The sequence below is a fragment of the Mesorhizobium sp. M7A.F.Ca.CA.003.01.2.1 genome (assembly GCF_003998945.1).
In the GTDB taxonomy this organism is placed as follows: domain Bacteria; phylum Pseudomonadota; class Alphaproteobacteria; order Rhizobiales; family Rhizobiaceae; genus Mesorhizobium; species Mesorhizobium ciceri.
In genome coordinates this window covers 1-3,200 of the sequence record NZ_RZRA01000680.1, presented here as the reverse complement: position 1 = coordinate 3,200, position 3,200 = coordinate 1, and the positions used below count along the sequence as shown (strand labels likewise).

4 protein-coding genes are annotated in these 3,200 nt (G+C 64.9%); 2 read left to right on the top strand and 2 right to left on the bottom strand.

All coding sequences use genetic code 11. The features are described 5' to 3' along the window. Both msuE and EN969_RS23580 read left to right on the top strand, forming a co-directional pair. Positions 1–514: FMN reductase (msuE, locus tag EN969_RS23585; RefSeq protein WP_127419436.1), on the top strand; the 514-nt coding region annotated here is incomplete at its 5' end. Between the two features lie 118 nt (positions 515–632). Next, entirely contained in the window at positions 633–1,118 is a 486-nt protein-coding gene (locus tag EN969_RS23580) for a hypothetical protein (RefSeq protein ID WP_063169862.1), read from the top strand. 14 nt (positions 1,119–1,132) lie between these two features. Here the strand turns inward: EN969_RS23580 and EN969_RS23575 are convergent, their stop codons facing one another. Both EN969_RS23575 and EN969_RS23570 read right to left on the bottom strand, forming a co-directional pair. Beyond that, the gene (locus tag EN969_RS23575; RefSeq protein ID WP_063169863.1) at positions 1,133–1,672 is read right to left on the bottom strand and encodes a hypothetical protein; all 540 of its coding nucleotides are present in this window, start codon (positions 1,670–1,672) and stop codon (positions 1,133–1,135) included. Further along, positions 1,665–3,200, bottom strand: a 1,536-nt coding sequence (locus EN969_RS23570; RefSeq protein ID WP_281060026.1) for a glycine cleavage T C-terminal barrel domain-containing protein, incomplete at its 5' end; no start/stop codon positions are given. The genes EN969_RS23570 and EN969_RS23575, both read right to left, overlap by 8 nt.

The window sequence follows — 3,200 nt, the reverse complement described above, 5'->3', positions numbered from 1 at the left end:
GTCAAAGACGCGCGCCTTCGTCGATCTGGTCGCCAGGGACATCGCCGCCAGCCACGGCCTATCGGCGAGCACCTATGATATCGAGGATCTCGGGCCGTCGCTGGGAACGGCGAAATGGGCCCGCGATCTCGACGGCCAGGCGCACGCGATCCTGGAACAAATCCTCGCCGCCGACGTGCTTGTCGTGGGCTCGCCGACCTACAAGGGCAGCTATACCGGCCTGTTCAAGCATTTCTTCGACCTGATCGATCCGGCGGCATTGCGGGGAAAGCCCATCGTGCTGACGGCGACCGGCGGTGGCGAGCGCCATGCCTTGATCGTCGAGCATCAGCTGCGGCCGCTGTTCGGCTTCTTCGAGGCCTTTGCGCTGCCCACCGCCGTCTACGCCACCGACAAGGATTTCACCGACGGCGTGCTGCGCTCCGAGGCGATCCTTAAGCGTGCGGCGCAGGCGGTCGACGAGGTCGGCTTTGTGCTGGCCAATCGTTCGGCAGGCCGGATCGCCGCTGAATAGCCTGTCGTCAGCCAGATTGAACTGAACGAAATCCGTGAGGGCAGCGCCCCCGCTTACGCGCAATTTACGACCGACCGCTAAAACCGTTCCTGTCTGATTCGTCTGGGACAGGAACGTCATGAGCAAAGCCCTCACATCCTTCGCATTGGTCGCCGTGCTGACCGCCTTGCTCATGGCGTTGAGCCTGGCTGTCGCCAGGCACGGCTATCCCTATGGCGCGATCGGCGTCAGGCGCCTTGACGGCATTGCCGACGCCGGCGTGTTCATCCCGATTGCCGCCGTCTATTTCTTCAGCGCGATGCTGATGATGATCCTGCCGATAAGGGCGGCCGGTATCGTCCTGACCCATGCCGCCGATGCCCTTTTCTGGACCGTGATCGCACTGTTTGCGACCATCGTCGGCTGTATGGTCGCCAGATGGGCGTTCGGGCAGGGCAGCGCCGTGTGGACATTGCTGAACTGGCGGTTCCTGTTTGCCGCGGCGATCGTCGGTTGTCACTTTGTCATGAACGAGTTGCGCCGCAACGTGCTGCTGCGCAGCCTGTTCTTCGTCGTCTTTGCCGCTGCGACGCTGGCCTGCCTGTTCTGGTCGTTCACACTCTGACCAGCCGTAACCGGCTACTTCGCTGATCCTGCGGCGATGTTGCCGGCGGCAATTTCCATCCATGTCCAGAGATAGGCGGCAAGACCGCGATCGACATGGATGCGCAGCTTGGCGTCATGGCGATAGACGACGGCGCTGATGTCGGCGAAGGACAGCGCTGCACTGGCGCTCGCTTGGCTGGGATCGAGCGTCGTTCCACGCGCGATGAAAGCGTCGAGCGCCGTGCCCTCGGCCTCGAACATTTGCAACCCGGCGCTGATCGCCGTCACCGCGAACCCGTCTGTGTGCCAGCCCGAGGCGATGGCAAGCGGGCTGTTCGAGACGATCAGCAGCCGGTCGCGCGCCAGTCGCGCCGCATAGCGGTCACCTTGTGCGGTGCCAAAGGCTCCGACTCCGTTCCCGTCGGCGCTCGAAGCCCGCGCCCACGCGTCGAGGTCGCCGCTGACCAGCAACTGGTTGAGGCCGCAGACCGCGCGCACCACAAGGCCGGGCACCTTGATCACCGCCGATTGCCAGTCCGGTGCAACGGACCATTTTTCCGCGAGATCACGCATGCAGCCGGTCTCCTGCCGGGTCGAAGGCGCAAGGGGCGGTAATTGTCGCCTTGCTGATCTTGCCGAGATACTGGATGTCAATCGTCTCGCCGTGCCGCGTCGCGCCGCGCTCTATCAGCCCAAGCGCAACCGGGCGGCCAAGCGTCGGGCTCTGGTAGCTCGAGGTGACAAAGCCCTGGCTGCGCAATCTGCCGTCGATCCGTTTGATGCCATGCGCGCCGGTCGGCAGCGGTGCTTCGCCTTGCGGCACTGCCAGCCCGACAAGCTGCATGCGATTGTCACGCGACGCCTCCTCGGTGAACAATGAGCGGCGGCCGACGAACTCGGTCTTGCGTTTGGCCCGCGGACCGTGGACGCCGAGATCATGCGGCAATGTGGTGCCGTCGGTGTCCTTGCCGATGACGATAAAACCCTTTTCGGCACGCAGGATCATCAGCGCCTCCAGGCCGATGACGATGGCGTCGAGCGCCTGGCCGGCCTCGCGCAGATGCGCCCATAGCGGCTCGGCGTGGTCGGCCCGGATCGAAATCTCGTAGCTCCTGTCGCCGGTGAAACTGACGCGGGCGATGCGGACTTCGTCGCCGGCATAAGTGCCATGACCGATCGCCATATGCGGCAGGTCGGCATCGTCGAGCGAGAGGCCAAGATGCAGCTTTTCCAGCAGCTTGCGGGCATTTGGCCCCGAAACGGTCAGTGTCGCCATGTCCGGTGTGGCGTTGTGGATGTAGACGGCGCCGCGGCCAAAACGGTCCTGGCGCCATTCCTCCAGCCGCGCATGGACGGCGGCGACATGCGAGGACGAGCACGACACGACGAAGCGATGCTCGTCCAGCCGCACCAGCACGCCGTCGTCGAAGACCACGCCGTTCTCAGACAGCATGAAGCCATAACGGCAGCGGCCCGGTTTCAATGTTGACATGGTGTTGTAGTAGAGGAAATCGACGAACGCCGCCGCCTGCGGCCCGATCACCTCGCTCTTGCCGAGCGTCGAACCATCGAACAGCGCGACCGACTGGCGCGCACGTCGCGCCTCGTCCGCGATCGAACGTTCCGCGTCCGCGTTGCCGCCATAATGAGCAGGCCGCAGCCAGCCGCCATATTCCTGGAAGACAGCGCCGCTGGCGCGATGGACGTTTTCGAGCGGCAGCCGCCGTACCGGCGCCATCAATTCACCGACGCGCGCGCCGGCAAAGCTTGCCAGCGGCACCGGCGTGAACGGCGGCCGGTAGGTGGTGGTGCCGACCTCCGGCACCGTGCGGCCGGTAATCCCTGCCATCAGCGCCAGCCCGGGCAGGTTGGAGGTCTTGCCCTGGTCGGTCGCCATGCCGAGCGTGGTGTAGCGCTTCAGATGTTCGACCGAGACGAAGTTTTCGCGTGCGGCCAGCTCGACGTCCTTCACCGTCACGTCGTTCTGGTAGTCGATCCAGATGCGGCCTTTCGAGCCCGGCATCGGCCAGGCCGGGAGAATGCCGTCCGTCGCCTCCGGCCCGGTGCTGCGTGGTGTTGCCGCGTTCTCCTTGCCGGCGAA

Bases quoted from the DNA above. Each gene is read 5' to 3' on its own strand.
- EN969_RS23580 (WP_063169862.1), top strand. From the start codon at position 633: ATGAGCAAAGCCCTCACATCCTTCGCATTGGTCGCCGTGCTGACCGCC.
- EN969_RS23575 (WP_063169863.1), bottom strand. From the start codon at position 1,672: ATGCGTGATCTCGCGGAAAAATGGTCCGTTGCACCGGACTGGCAATCG.